The organism is Streptomyces sp. NPDC006643, from assembly GCF_042870175.1.
In the GTDB taxonomy this organism is placed as follows: domain Bacteria; phylum Actinomycetota; class Actinomycetes; order Streptomycetales; family Streptomycetaceae; genus Streptomyces.
Genome location: NZ_JBIAHA010000030.1, coordinates 91,481 through 110,311, shown reverse-complemented (window position 1 = coordinate 110,311; position 18,831 = coordinate 91,481). Strand labels below are relative to the sequence as shown.

General features: G+C 71.5%; 13 protein-coding genes. 6 read left to right on the top strand and 7 right to left on the bottom strand.

Annotated features, from left to right (window positions below; all coding sequences use genetic code 11):
* Window positions 1-103 precede the first annotated feature (103 nt).
* Window positions 104-2,680 (top strand): M14 family zinc carboxypeptidase, encoded by a 2,577-nt coding sequence (locus ACFYNU_RS33180; RefSeq protein ID WP_356593412.1) that lies wholly within the window; start codon window positions 104-106, stop codon window positions 2,678-2,680.
* A 78-nt stretch (window positions 2,681-2,758) separates the two neighbouring features.
* Here the strand turns inward: ACFYNU_RS33180 and ACFYNU_RS33175 are convergent, their stop codons facing one another.
* Entirely contained in the window at window positions 2,759-3,187 is a 429-nt protein-coding gene (locus ACFYNU_RS33175) for an organic hydroperoxide resistance protein (RefSeq protein ID WP_356593414.1), read from the bottom strand.
* Between the two features lie 93 nt (window positions 3,188-3,280).
* Entirely contained in the window at window positions 3,281-4,300 is a 1,020-nt protein-coding gene (locus ACFYNU_RS33170; protein ID WP_356593416.1) for an NADP-dependent oxidoreductase, read from the bottom strand.
* 94 nt (window positions 4,301-4,394) lie between these two features.
* Here ACFYNU_RS33170 and ACFYNU_RS33165 point away from each other — a divergent pair, with 94 nt between their 5' ends.
* The gene (locus tag ACFYNU_RS33165; RefSeq protein WP_356593418.1) at window positions 4,395-4,829 is read left to right on the top strand and encodes a MarR family transcriptional regulator; all 435 of its coding nucleotides are present in this window, start codon (window positions 4,395-4,397) and stop codon (window positions 4,827-4,829) included.
* A gap of 18 nt (window positions 4,830-4,847) precedes the next feature.
* On the opposite strand, the gene ACFYNU_RS33160 is transcribed toward ACFYNU_RS33165, so the two are convergent.
* Window positions 4,848-5,603, bottom strand: coding sequence for a hypothetical protein (locus tag ACFYNU_RS33160; RefSeq protein ID WP_356593420.1), 756 nt, complete (start codon window positions 5,601-5,603; stop codon window positions 4,848-4,850).
* Between the two features lie 121 nt (window positions 5,604-5,724).
* Between ACFYNU_RS33160 and ACFYNU_RS33155 the strand changes: the two genes are divergently transcribed.
* The 3 genes from ACFYNU_RS33155 to ACFYNU_RS33145 all read left to right on the top strand — a co-directional run bounded on the left by ACFYNU_RS33155 (window position 5,725) and on the right by ACFYNU_RS33145 (window position 9,109).
* A complete protein-coding gene (locus ACFYNU_RS33155; protein WP_356593422.1) occupies window positions 5,725-6,327 on the top strand; it encodes a hypothetical protein in 603 nt (200 codons plus the stop codon).
* A gap of 183 nt (window positions 6,328-6,510) precedes the next feature.
* Window positions 6,511-7,554 carry a rod shape-determining protein gene (locus ACFYNU_RS33150; protein ID WP_356593424.1) on the top strand — a complete coding sequence of 348 codons (1,044 nt, stop codon included), beginning with the start codon at window positions 6,511-6,513 and terminating at the stop codon, window positions 7,552-7,554.
* Window position 7,555: 1 nt separating this feature from the next.
* On the top strand, window positions 7,556-9,109 hold the full coding sequence (locus ACFYNU_RS33145) for a GAF domain-containing protein (protein ID WP_388768181.1): 1,554 nt from the start codon (window positions 7,556-7,558) through the stop codon (window positions 9,107-9,109).
* A 106-nt stretch (window positions 9,110-9,215) separates the two neighbouring features.
* Here the strand turns inward: ACFYNU_RS33145 and ACFYNU_RS33140 are convergent, their stop codons facing one another.
* Both ACFYNU_RS33140 and ACFYNU_RS33135 read right to left on the bottom strand, forming a co-directional pair.
* Window positions 9,216-11,402, bottom strand: coding sequence for a ThuA domain-containing protein (locus ACFYNU_RS33140; protein ID WP_356593426.1), 2,187 nt, complete (start codon window positions 11,400-11,402; stop codon window positions 9,216-9,218).
* Window positions 11,399-13,888, bottom strand: a complete 2,490-nt coding sequence (locus ACFYNU_RS33135; RefSeq protein ID WP_356593428.1) for a PQQ-dependent sugar dehydrogenase — start codon at window positions 13,886-13,888, stop codon at window positions 11,399-11,401. The genes ACFYNU_RS33140 and ACFYNU_RS33135 overlap by 4 nt, the downstream gene beginning before the upstream one ends.
* Window positions 13,889-14,667: 779 nt before the next feature.
* Between ACFYNU_RS33135 and ACFYNU_RS33130 the strand changes: the two genes are divergently transcribed.
* The gene (locus ACFYNU_RS33130) at window positions 14,668-15,831 is read left to right on the top strand and encodes a class I SAM-dependent methyltransferase (RefSeq protein WP_356593430.1); all 1,164 of its coding nucleotides are present in this window, start codon (window positions 14,668-14,670) and stop codon (window positions 15,829-15,831) included.
* Window positions 15,832-15,900: 69 nt separating this feature from the next.
* On the opposite strand, the gene ACFYNU_RS33125 is transcribed toward ACFYNU_RS33130, so the two are convergent.
* Window positions 15,901-16,734 carry a hypothetical protein gene (locus ACFYNU_RS33125; protein ID WP_356593432.1) on the bottom strand — a complete coding sequence of 278 codons (834 nt, stop codon included), beginning with the start codon at window positions 16,732-16,734 and terminating at the stop codon, window positions 15,901-15,903.
* 50 nt (window positions 16,735-16,784) lie between these two features.
* Window positions 16,785-18,812, bottom strand: coding sequence for an ABC transporter permease (locus ACFYNU_RS33120; protein ID WP_356593434.1), 2,028 nt, complete (start codon window positions 18,810-18,812; stop codon window positions 16,785-16,787).
* Window positions 18,813-18,831: the final 19 nt, after the last annotated feature.

Genomic DNA, 18,831 nt, shown 5'->3' with positions numbered 1-18,831 from the left:
GCGAACGAGAGTGCGAACACCTCTTGTTGTTGACACGTTCAACCGGTATGACCTGCCTATTGAACCGAACGATCGCCCTCGCACGCCCCGGAGGTACCACCGCATGGCGATACCCAGACCCGTCCTGCTCGCCACCGCCACCGCCACCGCGGCGCTGATGCTCTCGCCGCTGCCGGCGACCGCCGCTCCCGGCGCCGACCGCGCCGACGGCGACCGCGCCTCGCACCCGGTGCGCGACGGCGGCACCACAGACAGCCGCGTCGCCTCCCCCGCGCTGCCGTCGGCCGGTGCCGCCGCGCTCTCCTCGGTGGGCACGGCCTCCCCCGGTCTGCGCAAGGACGGCGGCTACCCGCGCCGCACCGTCCTTCCCACGCTGCCCGAGAACCCGGCCGACAAGGCCATCAAGCTGGGCCTGGCGCCGTACCACGCGCTCGCCCCGCGCCTCAACTCCCTCCAGGAGCAGGGCAACCGGGTCAGCGTCGAGGTCACGGGCCGCTCCTCCGCCGGGCACGACCTCTACCTCGTCACGGTCACGGCCCCGGAGAGCGCGAAGGAGGCCGCCGAGCAGGAGCGGATGCGGGCGCGTATCGAGGACTCCCCCGCCTCGGCCGCCAAGGACAAGAAGATCAAGGAGAGTTACAAGACTCCGGTCTTCATCAACAACAACATCCACGGCAACGAGTGGGAGGGCACCGACGCCGCCCTGAAGCTCATCGAGGAGCTGGCGAAGGCCAAGGACAGCCGGACCAAGAAGCTGCTGTCCACCAGCCGGATCATCCTCAACGTCACGGCCAACCCGGACGGTCGCATCGCCGGAACCCGCGCCAACGGCAACGGCATCGACCTGAACCGTGACTTCATCACCGCCTCGCAGCCGGAGGCGCGCGCGATCCGGCAGATAGCCGTCGACAAGCAGCCCGCGGTCATGCTCGACCTGCACGGGTACGTCAACGGCACGCTCATCGAGCCGACGACGCCGCCGCACGGCGAGAACTACGAGTACGACCTCTTCCTCAAGAACTCCTACGCCAACGCCCTCGGTATGGAGGAGGCGGTCAACGACCTCGGCTACACCTCCGAGAAGGACGGTGTGGAGCCGCCCGTGATCCCCTTCCGGGACCAGGAGGAGGGCTGGGACGACTGGCCGCCGATCTTCACCCCGCAGTACATGGCGTTCCAGGGCGCGGTCGCCTCGCACACCATCGAGATCCCGATGCGGGTCAACAACAACGACTACAACAACCTCCCGGTCGAGGAGCTGCGCCGCAGGTCCACGATCAACACGGCTGTCGCGGGCGCCGCGATGCGCGCCACGCTCGACTTCGCGCTCGACAACCGCAAGACGCTGATCGCCGACCAGATCGAGACGTTCCGGCGCGGCGTCGAGGGCGAGAAGCAGCGGGTCATCTCCGAGGAGACGGTGCCCGGTGTGCCCGGCATCGGCCCCGAGGACATCTACACGACCGACTTCCCGCGCGCGTACGTGATCCCGGCGGGCAGCGGGCAGCGGTCCGCCCCGGCCGCCGCCCGGCTGGTCGACCACCTCATCGCGAACGACGTGAAGGTCGAGCAGGCCCGCAAGGGCTTCACGCTGGCGGGGCGCGGCTACCCGGCCGGTTCGTACGTCGTCGACATGGAGCAGGCCAAGCGCGGTATCGCCAACGTCATCCTGGACGAGGGCCGCGACATCAGCGCCGACGTGTCGTCGATGTACGACATCTCGGGCTGGAGCCTCGGGCTGCTGTGGGGCGCGAACGTCACCAAGGTGCAGCGCGGCGGTCTGAACCTCGTAGGGCGCGAGATCGACGCCGCCTCCCCCGTCGGCTCGGTGGCACGCAGCGGCGATCTGAAGCTGCGGCTGGACGACCCGAGGGAGTTCGCGGCGGTCAACTCCCTGCTCGCGCAGGGGGTGAAGGTGCGCAGGACGGCGGACGGCGCGGCGATCGTGCCGTCGTCGGCCCGCCGGAAGGCCGAGATCCTGGCGGACCGGTACGGGGTCGTCTTCTCCGCCACGAAGGACAAGGGCGTCGCGGCGCTGCGCCGTACGACGGTCGCGGCGGCCGTCAACTCAGGTGAGCTGTTCGCGCTGCGCGAGATGGGCTTCGAGGTGCTGCCCGTCACGACGGCGACGGCGAACGCGGGCTTCGACTGGTCGAAGGCCGACGCGCTGTACGTGTCGACCGGGCTGAGCCACAAGGGGCTGAACGAGACCGCCCGTGCCGCGCTCGGCGCGTTCCTCGCCGGGGGCGCGCCGGTGGTGGCGCTGGGCTCCGGCGGCGCCACGTTCAACGCCGAGGCGGCGCTGCTGAACGCGACGCCGGTGCGGGGCAACGGGAACGCCAACGGTGTGGTGCGGGTGCTCAACACGCCCGGACCGGTCACCGGCGGGACGCAGCCGCACGCGTTCGTCTACTCGCCGATCTGGTACACGGCGCTCGGCTCGGGCGTGCGTACGGAGCAGTCGTACGGCGGCGGCAACCCGCTCGTCTCGGGTCACTGGCGCGCCAACGACGACGGCACGGGCGGTCCGCAGGCCGCGGCCGGGCAGGCGGCGATCGTGAGCGGGGTGTCGGCGGCGGGCGCGCCGGTCACGCTGTTCGGGACGGAGCCGCTGTTCCGTGACCACCCGAAGGGCTCGTTCGCCCAGGTGGGCAGGGCGCTGCTGAACCGCCTTCCGTAGGAGGCGCACACGTGAAGGGCCGCACCCCGCTCATGGGGTGCGGCCCTTCACGTACGCGAGGAGCGGTCGTGCGGCCGGTCAGACGACGGACAGGTCGACCTTGATGTTGCCGCGCGTGGCGTTGGAGTACGGGCACACCTGGTGCGCCTTCTCCAGCAGATCCCGCGCGGTCGCCGCGTCCACGTTGGGGATGGACGCCTCCAGCGCGACCTCGAGTCCGAAGCCGCCGGCCTCGGTCTTGCCGATGCTGACCCTGGCGGTCACGGTCGAGCCGGAGATGTCGGCCTTCTCGCGGCGGGCCACGACGCCGAGCGCGCCCTGGAAGCAGGCGCTGTAACCGGCGGCGAAGAGCTGCTCCGGGTTCGTACCGGCGCCGTTGCCGCCCATCGACTTGGGCGGGTTGACGACGACGTCGAGCTGCCCGTCGTCCGAGGAGACGCGGCCGTCACGGCCGTTCTCCGCGGTGGCGACGGCGGTGTAGAGGGGGTCGATCTTCTGGATGGTCATTCGGGGTTCCTTCTTCTTTGTACGCCGCGGCTCGCGCCCACGGACCGCGACGGCCTGGTACGAGCCTAACGGCTGGGGGGTGGTCGCCGTCGGTCAGTTGAGGGTGACGATCATCTTTCCGGTGTTCTCGCCGCGGAGCAGCCCGAGAAACGCGTCGTGGCCGTTCTCTATGCCTTCCACGAAGGTCTCCCGGTACTTCAGCTCACCGGAGGCGAGCCAGCCGGCCACGTCCTTGACGAACTGCGGCTGGAGCGCCTTGTGGTCGTTCACGAGCATGCCCTGGAGGCGCAGCCGCTTGCCGATGACCACCCCGAGGTTGTGCGGGGCGGGGGTGGCCTCGGTGCTGTTGTACTGCGAGATCATGCCGCAGATGGTGGCGCGGCCGTGCAGGTTGAACGAGGACAGCGCGGCTTCGAGGTGCTCGCCGCCCACGTTGTCGAAGTAGACGTCGATGCCGTCGGGCGCCGCTTCCTTGAGCTGTTCCTTGACCGAGCCGCCGGTCTTGTAGTTGAAGGCGGCGTCGAAGCCGTACTCCTCTTTGAGAAGCTTGACCTTGTCGTCGGAGCCCGCCGAGCCGATGACCCTCGACGCGCCCTTGATCCGGGCGAGTTGGCCCACCTGGCTGCCGACGGCGCCCGCGGCGCCGGAGACGAACACGGCGTCGCCCTCCTTGAAGGAGGCGGTCTCGAAGAGCCCGGCGTAGGCGGTGAGGCCGGTCATGCCGAGGACGCCGAGGTAGGCGCTGAGCGGCGCGAGCGAGGCGTCGACCTTGGTGGCGTACTGGGCCGGCACCCGCGCGTACTCGCGCCAGCCGAGCCCGTGCAGCACCTGGTCGCCGACCGCGAAGCCCTCGGCGTCCGAGGCGACGACCTCACCGACGGCGGCGCCGTCCATGGGGTGGTCGAGCTTGTACGGCGGGGTGTACGACTTCACGTCGTTCATCCGGCCGCGCATGTACGGGTCGACGGAGAAGTGCTTGTTGCGGACGAGGATCCTGCCCTCGCCCGGCTCCGCCACCGCGACCTCGCGCAGGGCGAAGTCCTCGGCCTTCGGCCAGCCCCGCGGACGGGCGACGAGATGCCATTCGCGGCTGGACGCGGGAAGAGCGGTCATGGGTGGGGTGCCTCCTCGGTTAAAGCTTCACCATCTGAAACAACCATGCCTCTGGATATTTCATGTTGTCAAGTAAACGGGTACGCTACCGCGTATGGCTGAGCACACGGACCCCCTGACCCTCGAAGTCGTCGAACTCATCGGTACGGTCGTGGCCCGCTACTACGAGGAGTACGACCAGGCCGCCGCGGAGCACTCCCTCACCGGGGCGCAGGCCCGCGTACTGGGACTGCTCTCCATCCAGCCCATGCCCATGCGCCGGATCGCGAGGAAGTTGAAGTGCGAGCCGTCGAACGTCACGGGGATCGTGGACCGGCTGGAGTCGCGCGGTCTGGTGGAGCGCCGCCCCGACCCCGCCGACCGGCGGGTCAAGCTCGCGGCGCCCACGGAGAAGGGGCGCAGCACGGCGCGGCAGCTGCGGGACGGGCTGAACTTCGCGCGCGAACCGCTGGCGGACCTGTCGGTGGCCGAGCGGACGGTGCTGCGGGATCTGCTGGTACGGATGCTGGGGACCGACGCCGGGCGGTGACCGCCCGCCCCGCCCCTCTCAGAAGCAGAAGATCAGCAGCACGCAGTCGTCGTCATCGTCGTCACCCGCCGGGGGCGAGGTGGAGGTGGAGGCGGAGGGCTGCGGCGGCGGAGGCTGATTCGGCTGACCCGGCGTGCTCGGATCGGCCGTGGGACGTGTGGAGCCCGAGGGGTCGGGCGAGTCGCCGGGCTCCGCGCCGTCGCTCGGGTCGGCCGAGTCCGTCGGCGCCGAGGACTCCTCGCCGGACGACCCCGGTCCCGTGCCCGAGGCCGAGGGATCGGGCGAGCCGCCCCCGCCGGGGCTCGCGGAGCCGGTGGACGTGGCAGGCGCCTCGGTCACGGGGCCCGGATCCTCGGGTTTCTCCGGCCCGCTCGGGGGCGGTCCGCCGTCGATCTCGATGGCCCGGTCCTCCTGGACGGAGGTGGCGTCGCCGTCGTCGCCCCCGGACTCCAGCGCCAGCTCGGCCAGGCTCAGCGCGCCGACCGCCAGGACGAGACCCATCACCGTGAGCAGGACGGCGCGGCCCTTGCGCCGGTGGACACCGCGCTCGGCGCGCATCTCGCGGCGCTCCCGGCGGGACACCTTCCGCTTGCGGGAGCCGCGCTGACGGCGCGGGCCCCCGGGCGGTTCCTGACTGTGTTCGCGCGTGGCGAGGACCACCTCCGCCTCGTGCGGAACGGGGTCGTGGAGCCGTAGCTCCTCGGCGGGCGTACCGCACCCCGCGCACGCCAGGGCGCCGTTGAGGTGCCGCCGGCAGTGATGGCAGTAGTCCATGGCGCCCTGAAGATAATCCGACTGACCACGACACGGGCACCCGTCGTGTGAAGATCTTGTGCGGAATCGGCCCTTCCGCCAATCCGCCGCCCGACCTGCCCCGAAGGTGCACGATGTCGCTATGAATGCCACGACATCGGCCGGAGCCGGTGGAACCTCCCACCCTTTCGGACCACGCGACTTCCAACTCGTCCTGCTGCGCCGAATGGCCGACCACCAGGGCGAATTGGTCGAGGACGCCCGGCGTGAACTGGGCGCGTCGCTCGCCGAGATGCGGGAGGCCAACCGGCGCTGGCAGGCGATGGTCCGCTCACCGCGCGCCCGTGGCACGCTGTCGCGCTACCGCTCGGTGCTGGGCCCGCCGGAGACGGCGTTCCCCCGGCGGATCGGCGATCTGGCGTGCGAGGTGCTGCTGTGGCCCGTACCGCTCTGGCCCACCCTCCGCTTCGAGGTGACGGCGGCGCCGGGCGGCGCCGTGTGGAACGAGTGGCTGGTGCGGGCGCCGGGCGAGCCGGGTCCCGAGCTGCGTACGGCCGGCGATCTGCGGCCCTGGTCCTGCACGGTCGACGAGGTCGCCCGCGCGTTCGCCCCGGCCAGACCGATGGAGGGTACGGCGCCGACCCGCTGGGGTCTCGCGTTCGAGGTGGCGGGGACGGGGCCGTGCGTGGCGGAGTTCACCTGGGGTCTGCTCCAGCGCTGGTCGCCGGTGCCGCGGGCGTCGTGAGCCGTGGAGGTACGCGCGGACGCCGGCGTAGCGCGCGCGTTCCTGGCGCGGCGTCAGCTCCGTACCCCCGTACCCCGACCGGCGCATCCCAGCGCGCGCAGCGCCCCTGCGGCGCCCACGATGCGAAGAGAACCGGCCGCCCGCCGGTGATCCGCCCCAGCGCTCCCGGGAGAAGAACCCGCCGTGACCGTCAGCCTTGAGCAGTTGCGCCGTTGCCATGTCGCCGTCGACCTCGGGGCCGCCAGGACCCGGGTCTTTGTGAAGGGATCGGGGCTCGTCGTGGACGAGCCGAGCGTCGCCGCGGTGAACACCCGGACCGGCGCGCTCATCGCCGTCGGCGCCCTGGCCGAACAGATGACGGGCCGTACGCCCGACTACATCCGCGTCGCCCGCCCCGTCACCGGCGGCACCGTCGTCGACATCGAGATGGCCCAGCGGATGCTCCGTCACCTCCTCGGTGAGAAGCTCCGCCGCCAGCTGCGCCGCAAGCCCCGGCTGCGGGCCGCCGCGTGCACCCCCCACGACAGCGATCCGCTCGCCCAGCGCGCCGCGATCGAGACCCTGGTCGGCCTCGGCGCCCGCCGGGTCGAGCTGGTCGACACGCTCATCGCCGCGGCCGTGGGCTGCGGGCTGCCCGTGGAGAAGCCGACCGCCACCATGATCATGGTGTGCGGGGCGGCGACCACGCAGGTCGCGGTGCTCTCGCTCGGTTCGATCGTGACCGCCCAGCGGATCCCCGTCGGGGGCAACGCCATCGACCACGCGGTCATCCAGCATCTGCGCCACCAGCACGAGTTGATGCTGCCGAGCCAGTCCGTCCGGCCGCTCCAGCTGGCGCTGCGCGGCAACGGCATCACGCCCGAGGGGCCCACCTCCACGGAGATCCACGGCCGTGACGTGGCGACCGGACTCGCCCGGTCGGTGGTCGTGGACACCGCCGCCGTACGGCAGGCGATCCACACGCCGCTCACCGCCGTGCTCGACGGCATCGGCAAGGTCCTGCGCGACTGCCCGCCGGATCTGGTGGCGGACCTCGCCGACACGGGAATCATGATGGTCGGCGGCAGCGCGCTGCTCCCGGGCCTCGACCAGATGCTGCGTGACGCGACGGGCATGCCGGTGCACATCGCCGAGCGCCCCGACGTCTGCGCGATCCTCGGGCTCGGGGCGATGCTGGACGGGAAGATCCAGCCGCTGGTGCTCAACCCGCTGGCACACGCCGAGTGACATGACGGCGGGCGGGGAGACCGGAAGCCCCGGTTCCGGCGGGCCCCGGGACAGCGGCACGGGCGCTCACCGGGAGGGCCCGGCCGCCCGCTCCGCCACCCCCCGGCTGCCCATGCTGCTCGACGCCGTTCTCAACGTCGGGACCGAGGTCGAGCTGGCCTCCACCCTTCAGCACGTCGTCGACAGCGCCGCCGATCTCACCGAGGCGCGTTACGGCGCGCTCGCGCTCGCCGGGCCCGCCCACGGACGGGGACGCAGCCGTATCGCCGAGCTGTTCTCCGTCGGGCTCAGCGAGGACGAGCGGCGGCGGATCACCCGGCTCCCCACCGGGCACACCGGCCTCCTCGGCCACCCCGGCTCCACCCTCAGCCTCGGTGTCCCCGTCCGTGTCAACAACGACGTGCTCGGCCATCTCTGTCTGGCCCGCAAGCGCCACGGGCCCTTCACCGAGGAGGACCTGGCCCTGTTGCGCGTCCTCGCCTCGCAGGCGGGCATCGCGATCGGCAACGCGCGCCTGTACGGGACCGCCCGCCAGCGTGAGCGGTGGATCGAGGGCGCCGCCGCCGTCACCACGGCGCTGCTCAGCGGCGAGAGCGCGGAGGACGCGCTGACGACGCTCGCGAAGGCCGCGCGGATCCTGGCCGGCGCCGCCGCCGGGGTGGTGCTCCAGCCCACCGACGAGGGCGGCATGGAGATCGTCGCCGCCTCCGCGCTGGACGACCCCGGCGACATCGTCGGTACGAGCATCGCGCCCGGCTCGCCCGTCCTGACCCAGCTCCTCGGCGGCGAACCGGTCTACATCGACGACTCCGCGACCGACCCCCGGATGACCACCCATGTACGCAGCCGCTTCGGGCCCAGCATGATGCTGCCGCTCCAGAGCGGCGGCCGGCTGATCGGCACGCTCGCCCTGCCGCGTAAGCGCGGCGGACGCCCGTACACCTCCGTGGACCGGATGCTGGCCACGCAGTTCGCCTCCCAGGCCGCGCTCGCGCTGGTGCTGGCCGACGCGCAGCACAACCGGGAGCGCCTCGCGGTCTTCGAGGACCGTGACCGGATCGCCCGTGACCTGCACGATCTGGTCGTGCAGCGGCTGTTCGCCACCGAGATGATGCTGGAGTCGACCCGGCGGCGCACGGGCGAGGGCGAGTTGGCCGATCTGCTCGGCCACGCCGTGGACGAGCTGGACTCCACGATCCAGGAGGTGCGGACCACGATCTTCGCCCTCCAGCAGCCGCCCGCCGACGCCCCGACGAGCCTGCGCGGCAAGGTGCTTCGGGAGACGGCGGGCGCGGCCGTCCTCCTCGGGTTCCAGCCGTCCGTGCACTTCACCGGGGCGGTGGACACCCTCGTACGGGACGAACTGCACCCCGGGCTGCTGGCCGCCCTGCGCGGGGCGCTGGCCGCCGCGCACCGGCGGGCCGGGGTGACGTCGATCGAGGTGGAGGTCGACGCGACCGCGCGGCTGCCCGGTGGCCGGGACGGGGTGCGGCTGATGGTCACGGACGACGGTACCGGCGGCGGACCGCCGGTGGTGTGGGAGAACGAGCGGTGACCGGCCGCGCGCCCGACAGAAGGCCCGGCACGGCAGGTTCGCCGTACCGGGCCCGCTGCTCCGTCGCCCGGACCGGGGGTGATCTGTCACCCGGCACGGGCCGCTCTCACCGCAGCTTGGCCGCTCGCGCCGCCTCGAACTGGTTCACCCAGTGCTGCGTCCGGTCGAGATACGCCGTCTCGGCTTCGGCCCCGGTCTTCCCGTACGCGCCCGAGAAGGTCTGGTAGCCGTGCCCGGCGGGCGGGTTGCCCGACGCGGGTTCGATCGAGCTTCCCTCGTGCCATTCGTTGAAGGAGGTGACGGAGACCCAGGTGGGTGATCCGCCGATGGCCGGGTCCAGCGCGTTGTTCCACTGCTTGTCGTACGCCGCGCCGTTGTCCCTGCCCAGGGTGGGCGTGGTGTTGCCGGGTACGGCCCGGTCGTCGATGTAGCCCGGGGCCACGGACGGCGCCCAGACAAGATCGTTGGCCGCCGCGTAGTCCCCGGCGTTCTTCCAGCCGGGGGCGGTGGCACCGGCGATGCCGTCGTAGGTGTAGAGACCGTTGAAGTGCGCGATCTTCGACGTGTCGGTGGTCTGGGCCAGCACGATGTTGTTGTCCGTGACCTGGTCCAGGGCCGACCAGTCGGGCACGTCGAGACTCTGGAAGACGTAGAACGCGTTGCTGTTGCCCCGCTCCGCGTCCCTGAAGTACGCCGGGTGGTCGCCGTAGTTGTCGTTGATGTAGTTGATGTCGTCCACCGTGGACGCACCGCTGCGACCGCTGTACGGCTCCAGATGCCAGGCGACCTTGATGCCGTGGCGCTGGGCCGCGTCCATCACACCGTCGACCAGGCCGTCCTCGTAACTGCCCTGGCCCCACCAGCTGTAGACCAGGACGTTGGCGCCGGACTGCTTGATCCACTTCATGTGCTGTTCGACGGCGCCGGTGAAGTCACCGGAGTCGTACGCGCCCAGCTTGGGGTACAGGTCGGCGCCGACGTCCTCGGGCGGGTTCTGGCCGCCCTGCTGCCAGTGCCGCCAGCTCCCGTTGATCTCGGGGCTGCCGTACCACGGGTAGTAGAAGAGGTGCACGTTCTGGGAGGTGACGGCCTTGGGCTCCTCGGCCGCGCCGGAGAGGGTGAAGCTGTCGATGTCGAACAGCGCGCCCGCTCCCCCGGTGAAGCGCAGGAACAGTGCGCCCGTCCCGGTGGCGGTCAGTGTCGTGGAGACCTCGGTGAAGGTGTCCCAACTGCCCGTCGGCGCAACGTCGACGGACCCGAGCAGCGTGCCGGTGGCCGAGCCGCCGCGGATCTCGACCGTGCCGCCCGCTCCCGCCGACGAGACGTCGGCGGTGAACGTCGTGGCACCGGCGGTGTCGACCTGCGAGTAGCCGGCCCAGTCACCGTTCTCGATATGGCCGAGGGTCTGGCCGCCGCTGGCGGAGCCGTGGTTCGCGCGCTCCACCCCCGACCCGGAGGTGTACGACTCCCCCTCGACCGTCCCGGTCCCCGGACCCGGGTCCTCGCCGCCGGACGAGCAGTCGGCGTCGACGGCGCCGGCCGCGTACTGGATGCCGCCGAGCAGGACCTGCCGGAAAGCGGGATCGGCGTACGACTCCTGGGTGTGGCCGAGCCCGGTGTAGAACGACCGGCCCGCGGCCTGCTCGTCGCACCAGGTGATCGGGTGGTCGCCGCCCATCTCCCCACCGCTGTAGGTGGATTCGTCCAGGCTCTGGAGCACATGGACGCTGTCGCGGGGATTGGTGCGGTAGTTGTACCACTCGTCGGTCCTGGACCAGGTCGGGTCCAGGTGCGAGGTGGCGGGGTGGCTACGGTCCTCGTTCTCCACCGTCGCCTGCTGGATCGCGGGGTGGCTCTTGAACCAGGCACCGACCAGGCCCTCGTACTCGGGCCACTCGTACTCGGTGTCGGCGGCGGCGTGGACGCCGACATAGCCGCCGCCCCCGTCGACGTACGACTTCAGCGCCGTCTGCTGCGCGTCGTCGAGCACGTCGCCGGTGGTGCTGAGGAAGACCACCGCCTCGTAGTTCGCGAGGTTGGCCGTGGTGAAGGCGCCGCTGTCCTCGGTCGCGGTGACGGTGAACTCGTTGTCCGCGCCCAGACTCTGGATGGTCTGGATGCCGACGGGGATCGAATCGTGCCTGAATCCGGCCGTCTTGGAGAAGACGAGGACCTCGTAGGGATCGGCCGCGGCGTCCGCCGAGGCCCCGGTCGGCGCCAGGAACGCGGCACCGAGGGCGACGGCCAGCACGCACGACACGTGCCGTATGCGCCGGACGAGTCGACGTCTCATCGGCCGGCCCCCTTGGCCGCCTTGGCCGCCGCACCGGTCGAGAAGGTGAAGGCGTCCAGGTCGAAGAGGTTGCCCTGGCCGGTCGCGCCCTTGAAGACGAGGAACAACTCGGTCGTCCCGGCAGGCGCGTTGGACACGTCCCCCGTGACGTCCACGAAGTTCTCCCAGCCGCCGGTCGGTGCGACGGTCAGTGTGCTGAGCAGCGTGCCGGTCGCGGATCCCGCCCGTACTTCGAGCGTGCCGCCGACGCCGCCGGAGGCGACGCGCGCCGAGACGCTGGTCGCGTTGTCCACCGCGTACGGCTTGAAGGAGACCCAGTCGCCGTTGTCGGTGAAGCCGACCGTGGCACCGCCCTCGGCGTTGCCGTGGGCCGCGACCTCGATGCCGGACATGGCGCCGAAGTGCTCGCCCTGCCGGTGCCGGGGCTGGAGGATGCTGTCGCTGTGCGTGGTCAGGCCGCCCGCGTCGGTGTACTCGGCGTCGAAGACCCCGTAGATGTTGGCGGCGGTATCGTGCTCACCGTCGACGGGCACGTCGATGGTGCCGGAGCAGCCGTTCTTCGAGGTGATCTGGTGCCGGTGCTCGTCGTGGCCCAGCAGATACGTCACCTTGACCTTGGAGCAGTCGACGGCGCCGTCCTCGGGGTCACTGGCCGTCACGGTGAACGGGACACTGTCGCCCCAGGAGAACAGCTCGCCGTCGGCGGGGGTGTTCAGGGTGACGGTGGGCGCGCTGTTGCCGGCCGTCACGACGAGGCTGGCGGAGCCGGTCAGGCCCTCGGGGTCGGTGACCGTGAGGGTCGGCTGGAACGTACCGGCCTCGGTGTAGGTGTGGCTCGGGTTGGCGTCGGTGGACGTCGAACCGTCACCGAAGTCCCAGGCGTAGCTGAGCGCTCCGCCCTCGGGGTCGGCGCTGCCGGCGGAGGAGAAGGAGACCTCGAGCGGTGTCGGTCCTGACGTCTTGTCGGCGGCGGCCTTGGCGACCGGGCTGCGGTTGCTGCCGGCCAGATACTCGACCCGGTACAGCGCCGAGTTGTTGGAGCCGGTGCCGTAGTCCAGGACGTACAGCGCGCCGTCGGGGCCGAACGCCTGGTCCATGACCTGGGTGCCGGTCCACGGGAAGTTCTCGATGACGCCGGGGGAACCGTCGGCCTTGACCTCGATGGCCTTGATCCACTTACGGCCGTACTCACCGGCGAAGAAGCGGCCGTCGAGCGACTCGGGGAACTTCACGGCGGAGTCGAGGCCCGCGTCGTAGTTGTAGACGGGTCCGCCCATGGGCGACTCGGAGCCGCTGCCGAACTCGGGCGGGGAGCCCGCGTCGCCGGAGTAGCGGATCCAGGCGGCCTTGGCCGGCGGGAGCTTGCTCTGGCCGGTGTTGTGGAGGGAGTTGTTGGTGGCGCCGCCCGCGCAGTCGTACTTGCCCGCGGAGGGCCCGTCCGGGAACGCCCACTCGCCGTACGTCTCGGTGGCGGTGTTGGTGCCGGTGCAGTACGGCCAGCCGAAGTTGCCGGCCTCGGTGATGCGGTTGAACTCGACCTGGCCGCTGGGGCCCCGGTCGGCGCTGGTGCCGCCGGCGTCGGGTCCGTAGTCACCGAGGTAGACGATGCCGGTGGCCTTGTCGACGGACATCCGGAACGGGTTGCGGAAGCCCATCGCGTAGATCTCGGGGCGCGTCTGGGCCGTGCCCGGGGCGAAGAGGTTGCCGGACGGGACGGTGTAGCCGCCGTCGGCCGTGGGCTTGATACGGAGCACCTTGCCGCGCAGGTCGTTGGTGTTGCCCGAGGAGCGCTGGGCGTCGAACTGCGGGTTGCGGTTGGCGCGTTCGTCGATCGGCGAGTAGCCGGCCGACTCGAACGGGTTCGTGTCGTCGCCCGTCGTGAGGTAGAGGTTGCCCTGCGCGTCGAAGTCGATGTCACCGCCGACGTGGCAGCACTGGCCACGGTCGTTGGGGACTTCGAGCACGACCTTCTCGCTCGCGGCGTCGAGGGTGCCGTCGGCCTTGAGCGTGAACCGGGAGAGGTTCAGATGTCCCTTCCACGGCTCGAAGTCGGCCGCGCTGCCGGTCACCGGGGCGTCGCCGCCGGGGGTGTCGAGCTTGGGCGAGTAGTAGAGGTACAGATACCGGTTGGTCGCGAAGTCGGGGTCGGCCGCGACTCCTTGGAGACCTTCCTCGTCGTGCGTGTAGACATCGAGCTTGCCCGACGTCTTGGTGTTGCCGGCGGCGTCCGTGAGGCGGACCGTTCCGTCCCTCGCGGTGTGCACGACCGAGCGGTCGGGCAGGACGGCCAGCGACATGGCCTCGCCCATCTCGGCGCTGCCGAGGGCGAGTTGGACCTGCTGGTAGTCCGCTGCCGGGATATCGGCCGCCTCGTGTTCCGGGTGACCGGGGTGGGCGACGGCGGCGGGGGCGGCGGTGAGACCCGCCGAGAGTACGAGCGCGAGCGCCGCGAAAATTCTGGACCACGCTGGTGGGCGTCGTGACATCAAAATTCCTTCCTGACCAGAGGTGGGGTGTGTCAGGCAAGGCGCGCGCCGTCGCGCTTTGCAGCCGAGCGGTGGGGGCGGTGCGGGTGGTGCGGTCTGCGGTGGTGCGTTGGTGCGATATGCGGTGGTGCGGGTGGTGCGGGGGGTTCGTCGTGGGGGGTTCTGGAGGACGTCGTGTGTTGGCCCGGCGGCCATGTCCGTACCCCGGGCGAGTTGCATGCTGGCAACGCCGAATTAATTTGTCAAGGTCGTGTCAAAATTGACTCCGGCCATCCCGGCGGCCTCCCCAGCACGCGCGCGAGAGCGAACTTGCCCCGCGTAGACCGGCCTTGGCCTGCCGTGTTTCCAGGACGATCTCCCGGCGTACGGCACCGGCAACTACCCACGATTCGGACACTGTTGTGTGACTGAACAAATTCGCCGAGGTTACGGGAAACACCCCCGTAACCTCGGCGGGTCCCGGCGTGCGTCGCCCTGGCCGGCCCCGGTGAGCGCGGAACGTGCCGCGGGGTCGCCGCCCGCCGAACGGCGCCAGGTTTGCCGGGCGGGGAGAGACTGTGCGACTCTCCGATGTCATCTCTCCGAAAGGGCTGATCGTGACACTCGGCATGGTTCTCGGCGATCTCTCCTCTCGCGCTTCGACGCGGGAGCGGTAGACCGGCCCCACCACCTGCCCTCTCATTCGCGCCTGTGCCGTAGCACGCGGTACCGGCCGTTTCTCACGCTCCTCGTCGAAGTGCTCTTCGTGCCCCCGCACGTTCGATCACGAGGAGTCCGTGATGCCCACGATCAGCTGGACCGAAGGCCGCCGGGCCGACAGGTCCGACCGCACCGATCACACCGACCGCACCGCCGAATGGCACTCCGAGAGCGGGTCGCCGACGCCGGAGCGCGTCGTCGTCGCCGACGACCGGATGAAGGCGGACACCGCCTACCGACTGGCCCGTAAGGGCACCGCCCTGCTCTGGCGGGGCGACTTCCACAACGCGCGGCAACTGCTCACCGCGATGAGCCGCCGGGTCGAGAGCGAACCGCCCCGGCCGGGCGCCACCGGCGCCGGCACCCCGGCCGAGTCCTTCCGTACGCACCGCCGCGCCCGTGGCCATCGGGCGCGCGTGCTGGGCAAGTTGCTCGTGACGCTGGAGGCCGACCACTCCCTCGCGCTGCGCAGAGCGCCCGACGTCCGCCGGGCGTGCGCGGAGGCGTACGGTCCGCCGTCCGGCGTCCGCGTGGTCGCGCTCAGCGAACTTCTCGGCGTCATCGGCGCGCGGCAGTGGCGCGAGAAGGGCGTGGAGGTGCCGGCGCTCGGCTCGCGCGTACACCCTCACTACGGTGTGTTCTCCCCGGTCAGAGGGGAGTACGTGGACCTCGTCGCGCACGCGCCGCTACCGGGTGCCGTTCGGCCCCGTACGGCCTTCGACCTCGGCACGGGCACCGGCGTCCTCGCCGCCGTCCTGGCCGGGCGCGGAATCGACCGCGTCCTCGCCACCGACATCAGCCCGCGCGCCCTCGTCTGCGCCGAGGACAACGTCCGCGCACTGGGTCTCGCGGGGAAGATCGGGATCGTGGGCCCGTGCCTGTACCCGGAGGGCCGCGCCGATCTGATCGTCTGCAACCCGCCGTGGATCCCCGCGCGGCCGACGTCCCCCGTCGAGATGGGCGTCTACGACCCGGACAGCGGCATGCTCCACGGTTTCCTGGACGGGCTGGCGAGCCATCTCGAACCGGGCGGTGAGGGCTGGCTCGTCCTCTCCGACCTGGCCGAACACCTCGGTCTGCGCACACGGGAGGAACTGCTGTCGGGCATCGGGGCGGCCGGCCTGCGGGTGGTGGACAGGTCCGACACGAAACCGCGCCATCCACGGGCGTCGGACTCCACCGACCCGCTGCACGCGGCGCGCGCGGCGGAGGTCACCTCGCTCTGGCGGCTCCGCGCCGCGTAACAGTTGGACGCGGCGTCTCGGACCTGGCTCGGACGACGGCACGGTCCGTCCCTCGATCAGGTCACCTGCTCAGCCGCTCAGCAGCTCACGCAGCGAGACGACCGTCCGCGCGATGAACGCGTCACGGGTCGTCTCGTCCAGCAGTTCCAGCGACAGGAACGGATTCAGGTCCTCCAGCTCCACGAGCAGCAGCTCCCCGTCCGGCGCGCGGCACGCGTCGACGCGCTGGATGCCGTGGTCGAGGGTGTTCCAGTCGATGAACTTACGGGCGAAGTCGAGGTCGACGGCCCTGGCCTCGTACGGTACGAGTTCCCACCGGCGGTCCGGATCGGGTGCGTGGAGCGCGTACTGGAAGTCGTGGTCGACGAAGTAGAAGGAGACCTCGTACAGGAAGGGGACGCGCGGCTGGACGAGAACGTCCCGGAGATGGGTGAGGCCCGCCAGCTGGTCGCGCGGGACGAATCGCATGCCGATGGAGTCCGCCCCGTCCTTGGGCTTCACGACGTACTCGTCGGCGTCCGGCAGCCGGCCCAGGTCCTCGGCCCTGTCGACGGTCGGTATGACGGGCAGCCCGGCGGCGCTCAGCTCCACCAGATACTGCTTGCCCGCCATGTCGCCGCGCCCGGTCAGCGGGTTGTAGACGCGCACGCCGTCGGCGAGCGCGCGTTCGCGGAACGCGTCGTACCGCTCCCGGTAGTGGATGACCGGCCCGCTGTTGCGTACGACGACTCCGTCGAACGCGCCCATGAGGCGGGCGGCGTCGGCCGGATGGCAGGTGGCGACGGTGAAGTCCCGCCGCAGCCGGGAGGAGAACAGGATGTCCTCGTCGCAGTAGCGGCGGCCCTTCGCCTCGTAGGCGAGGTCGGTGACATAGAGGACGCGGGGCGGTACGGCGGCGGACATCGTGCTCCTGAGCGTGACGGGGATGTCCGCAGGCTACGCCGGGGGCCCGGTCACCCCGCCACCACGGTCGCCTCCGTGGCCTTCACGCTCGTCCAGACCGGCACCCCGTCGGCCAGCCCCAGCTCGACGGCGGCCTGCGGGGTGATCTCGGCGACGAGGTCCGGTGCCTGCTCGGAGGTGATCAGCACCCGCAGCCGGCTGCCGCTGGAGGTGATCTCGCGTACGGTGCCGGGCCAGACGTTGCGCGGGCTGCCGCTCGGGCGGTCGCGGTGCACCGACACGGCCTCCGGCGCGATGATCGCCAGCGCGCGCGTACCCGTCGGCGGCGGGTCGGCGACGACGAGCAGGCCGCCGCCGGTGAGCGCGAGACCGTCGGCGGTCGCGGTGCCGGGCCAGGCGTTGCGCCCGAGCATGCGGGCCACCCACGGCGAGCGGGGGCGGCGGGTGACATCGGCGGGCGGGGCGTCCTGGACGACACGGCCCTCGTCCAGGACGAGCACGCGATCGGCCAACGACACGGCCTCCACCGGGTCGTGAGTGACCATCAGACACACCCCGCCGAATCCTTCGAGATGGCTGCGCAGGGTGTGCCGTACCCGCGCCCGGGTGGTCTGGTCGAGCGCGGCCAGCGGTTCGTCGAGGAGCAGCAGCCGGGGGCGGGTCGCCAACGCCCTTGCCAGCGCGACACGTTGGGCCTGCCCGCCGGAGACCTGGGCGGGCCTGCGGTGCGCGAGATGGCCCACCCCGAGCCGGTCGAGCCACAGTTGGGCGGTCCGGCGGGCCTTGGCGCGCGTGACGCCGTGGGCGCGTAGCCCGTACGCCGTGTTGCTCAGGGCGCTCAGGTGCGGGAAGAGCGCGCCGTCCTGGGGCACCCAGGCGACGCCCCGGCGGTGCGGCGGGAGCCCGGTGACGTCGAGCGCGCCGAGGCGCAGCTCGGCGTGGGCGCGTGGGGTCAGGCCGAGGAGGGCGCGCAGGAGGGTGGTCTTGCCGGCGCCGTTGGGACCCACGACGGCGATGGTGGTGCCGGGTTCGGCGTCGAGGGTGAGTCGGGTGAAGCCGGTGACGTCGGCGTGCAGCGCCCAGCGTTCGTCGACGGCCGTCGACGCGGCGCCGTCCTTGGCCAGGTCCACGGCGGCCCCGCCCGCACTGTCGTGCCCCTCTCCGGGATCGTCCGCCGCCGCCTCGTCGTCCGGTGAAGTGGTGTGCTCCCGGCGCCTGTTGGTGGCGTCCTCGGTGTCCCGCGGCGTACCGGTCCAGCGCCCGCGCAGCGCGATCAGTACGCCCATGGCGATGACGAGCAGCAGCAGCGACACGGATGTCGCGGCCTCCGGCGAGCTCTGGAGCAGCAGATACACCTGGAGCGGCAGCGTCTGGGTGGTGCCGGGCAGATTCCCCGCGAAGGTGATGGTCGCGCCGAACTCGCCCAGGGCCCGCGCCCAGGTCAGGGCGGCCCCGGCGAACAGCCCCGGGGCGACCATCGGCAGGGTCACGGTGGCGAACACCCGTACCGGCGAGGCGCCGAGGGACGCGGCGGTCTCCTCGTAACTGGGGCGCAGTCCGCCCAGCGCGCCTTCCAGGCTGATGACGAGGAACGGCATGGCGACGAATGTCGCCGCCACGACCGCGCCCGACGTGTGGAACGGCAGGGTGATGCCGAACGTGTCCTCCAGCCAGGGGCCGAGCAGCCCGCGCCGCCCGAACGCGAGGAGCAGCGCGACGCCGCCGACGGTGGGTGGCAGCACCATCGGCAGCAGGACCAGGGACCGTACGAACGCCTTGCCGGGGAAGTCCACCCGCGCCAGGAGCCAGGCGAGCGGCACCCCGAGGACCAGGGAGAGCGCGAGTGCCCAGAAGGAGACGAGGAGCGAGAGTTCCAGCGCCTCGACGACTCCGGGGCTGGTCAGATGCGTACCGATCTCGCCCCAGGAGGTGCGGGCGAGGATCCCGATGAGCGGCAGCAGCAGGAAGACGACGGCGAGCAGCGCCGGGACGGCGAGCGCGACGGGTGTACGGGGGCGGGTACGGGTACGGGTGCGCGTACGGCCCGGGGCCCGGCGGGTCGGGCTGAGACGGCTCATCGGGCTCCTGCGATTGCGG

Coding starts and splice junctions, on each gene's coding strand:
- ACFYNU_RS33145 (WP_388768181.1), top strand. CDS start 7,556: ATGACGGCGGGCGGGGAGACCGGAAGCCCCGGTTCCGGCGGGCCCCGG.
- ACFYNU_RS33175 (WP_356593414.1), bottom strand. CDS start 3,187: ATGACCATCCAGAAGATCGACCCCCTCTACACCGCCGTCGCCACCGCG.
- ACFYNU_RS33140 (WP_356593426.1), bottom strand. CDS start 11,402: ATGAGACGTCGACTCGTCCGGCGCATACGGCACGTGTCGTGCGTGCTG.
- ACFYNU_RS33135 (WP_356593428.1), bottom strand. CDS start 13,888: ATGTCACGACGCCCACCAGCGTGGTCCAGAATTTTCGCGGCGCTCGCG.
- ACFYNU_RS33155 (WP_356593422.1), top strand. CDS start 5,725: ATGAATGCCACGACATCGGCCGGAGCCGGTGGAACCTCCCACCCTTTC.
- ACFYNU_RS33170 (WP_356593416.1), bottom strand. CDS start 4,300: ATGACCGCTCTTCCCGCGTCCAGCCGCGAATGGCATCTCGTCGCCCGT.
- ACFYNU_RS33160 (WP_356593420.1), bottom strand. CDS start 5,603: ATGGACTACTGCCATCACTGCCGGCGGCACCTCAACGGCGCCCTGGCG.
- ACFYNU_RS33120 (WP_356593434.1), bottom strand. CDS start 18,812: ATGAGCCGTCTCAGCCCGACCCGCCGGGCCCCGGGCCGTACGCGCACC.
- ACFYNU_RS33165 (WP_356593418.1), top strand. CDS start 4,395: ATGGCTGAGCACACGGACCCCCTGACCCTCGAAGTCGTCGAACTCATC.
- ACFYNU_RS33130 (WP_356593430.1), top strand. CDS start 14,668: ATGCCCACGATCAGCTGGACCGAAGGCCGCCGGGCCGACAGGTCCGAC.
- ACFYNU_RS33125 (WP_356593432.1), bottom strand. CDS start 16,734: ATGTCCGCCGCCGTACCGCCCCGCGTCCTCTATGTCACCGACCTCGCC.
- ACFYNU_RS33180 (WP_356593412.1), top strand. CDS start 104: ATGGCGATACCCAGACCCGTCCTGCTCGCCACCGCCACCGCCACCGCG.